This is a genomic window from Massilia oculi, from assembly GCF_017582745.1.
In the GTDB taxonomy this organism is placed as follows: Bacteria; Pseudomonadota; Gammaproteobacteria; order Burkholderiales; family Burkholderiaceae_D; genus Telluria; species Telluria oculi_A.
This window is the reverse complement of sequence record NZ_JAFVIM010000072.1, coordinates 1-2,437: the sequence shown is the minus strand read 5'-3', so window position 1 is coordinate 2,437 and position 2,437 is coordinate 1. Positions and strand designations below refer to the sequence as shown.

Here is a 2,437-nt window from a genome sequence, read left to right as displayed (position 1 = left end):
GACGGGGAACGGGTATGCAGCTTTCTGCTTCTTGGGCTTTTTCGTGGTCATTGCATCGGTCATGGAACAGTCCTCTCAGGATTATTTCATGACCCCGTTCCACACAGAAAATCTGACAGGCTCGGAAATGATCGCTTATTTCCCCGCCCCTGTTAATGCCAACGATCCATGGCACGGATTCCCCTTTACTTTCGCTAAAAAGGCCCCTACAGATAGAGTGAAAGCATTACGTGACGTCGCAGAGAGGCTATTCAGAAAAAACGAAATACCGCTTAAACGAATCACTAAAATCCGGTCTGGAGTTCTCTAATGGCTACCAAAATTTACATCCGAGGTGAATTCCTTGACGTTTATCCTTATATGGACTGGTTATTCCTCCTGAGCCAAGAGGGAGACTTGCTATTGGCAAAAACAGAAGATTTGATAGCGGATGAAAGTCTTCATGATTTCATGTTCAGGCAGCACAAGATGTTGCCGGGAAATTTTGAAGAACCAAAGTCTGAAATTGAATTGACACTGGCGAAATTTTCTAAGCTCGCAAAACTTCCAGATAAATTCAGCTTTTCCGATCTACGCTTTTTTTACGCCAACATAATATGCGGCTCAACGGAAGGGCTAAAGTTCTTATCTTTCAACACAGAAACGTGTCAAATAGCGGTCGACAAAAAAATTACAGACGCGCCCATCAATTCAATCTCAGCAAAGTACATGACTGTATTTGCTTCGTCACTAGAGGCCGGCGTAACAACGCTTTTTGGAGTTTCCGCAGGAAAGTTCTCGAAAACAACTCAAGGTGGCCCGGAGACTTCTCGAGTCGGCGTTTCAGATAGCAATATCTATTATTACTTAGGACGCTCTGACGTCCAATATTCCCACTACATTCGCTCGAAGCCGTCCATCGAAGGCTTTACTCTGCGCGACGAAGACGACAAAGAAGAGATTAGCAAGATTTATGAAGCAAATCCATATTCGTTAGCGAATCTGGAGCCCGATTTTGTATTCAACGCAAACAATGGCGTTTATTTCAAAGTAAAAAAACAGCTATTCTATTTAAAGGACGGGAACCCTCAAATGTATGAGTTTCCTCTCGACATAGAAAGTAAGCTCATTCGGGCGCATTTATTTGCCGGAAAAAAATGTTTTGAGTTTATGAATGGTCTTTATCTTTCTGAGCGAAATAATATTTTCACTTTATTGGATGGCGAATGTATTACATCCCGCGGGTACTCAAATAGCGTGAATTACAAGAACACGGTCAGCGCTGTAAATGACGATGGTGCATTTCTATTCCGAATTTAGATTTGTATTGTACGAATGCGATCTTTTTGGCCATTCTTAGCTAATCAGTTTACCGGGTCCTAAAAAATCTCTAACTTACTCTGGAAGCAACAACTTCGTACGCTACGCTGCTCCGAGCCGGATTGGGGATTGTTTTATTTAAAAAAATTTGAAAACTGAACAGTAAACATGTCAATCGATAGTGAAGACTCACGCATTAATCGGACTGTCTTCATTGGTAGCAGTGGTAATGGAGAACATATGAAGAAGCTTCCTCCGCTTGTCGATGGCGTTGACGGGCGACATCTAAAACTGCGGGGCATCGAGGGAGTCGATTACGATTTCCTAGGTTACATGCTGTCCTGCCACTTAGTTATTGAACATTATTTGGCGGAGTTCCTCTCAACATTAGGGACCGAGCTATTTTGGGATAAGGCGCGTCTAACCTTCACTCAAAAGATATCCTTATTCCCATGCGCACTGTTCCCAAATGGCGCTGAGCTCGTGGAGGCAATAAAGCACCTTAACAGTATACGTAATAAAGTTGCTCATGACATCAGGGTTCGTCCGCAGGATTTATCTTACGATCCACTGAAAAACTATTTGAGGTCGGTATTTAGAAATCAGGAACCCGTCCCAAATGAACCACGTGAAATCTTAGAAAAATTCACCTCAATTGCGTGCTCTGGTCTTGCGGGCTGGATTGCAAGCGATGCATATCGAACTAATTGGAGGCAAAATCGTCAAGCTCAACAGGACATACACGCCGGAACTCCCAAAGAGTGAAACTTGGAAATTTCTTCGACAACTTTATTGCAAAAAAATGACTAAATGTCTATCTTTAATTACTGTTGTTTGCGATTCAACTAGATCAGTAATTGCCTATATTCGACTACGTTTCTTCGAAATCTTATAGGCATCATATAATTGTTATTTTATAGATAGAGAAGATAAATTTTCTCGATTTTCATCGAGAAAATAATATGAAAGACTATATGAGTGACTTAGAACATCTCAGAAACATTTACCTTTACAGTGGCTTTGTTGCACAAATCGGCCCATCAGCGGCCGAGGCGCAGCACGGGTAAACTGACGGCATGATTGCTCCCGTAAAGCTGAAGTACCGAACGACCAACTGGAAAGACTACAACGCGGCATT

Annotated in this window: 3 protein-coding genes; all 3 read left to right on the top strand. The window is 42.3% G+C overall.

What is annotated here, in order from left to right; translation table 11 throughout:
* Window positions 1-310, top strand: a 310-nt coding sequence (locus J3U95_RS28120; protein WP_208281760.1) for a hypothetical protein, incomplete at its 5' end; no start/stop codon positions are given.
* Entirely contained in the window at window positions 310-1,299 is a 990-nt protein-coding gene (locus J3U95_RS28115) for a regulator of G-protein signaling domain-containing protein (RefSeq protein ID WP_208281759.1), read from the top strand. The genes J3U95_RS28120 and J3U95_RS28115, both read left to right, overlap by 1 nt.
* A 240-nt stretch (window positions 1,300-1,539) precedes the next feature.
* Entirely contained in the window at window positions 1,540-2,064 is a 525-nt protein-coding gene (locus J3U95_RS28110; RefSeq protein WP_208281758.1) for a hypothetical protein, read from the top strand.
* Window positions 2,065-2,437 lie beyond the last annotated feature (373 nt).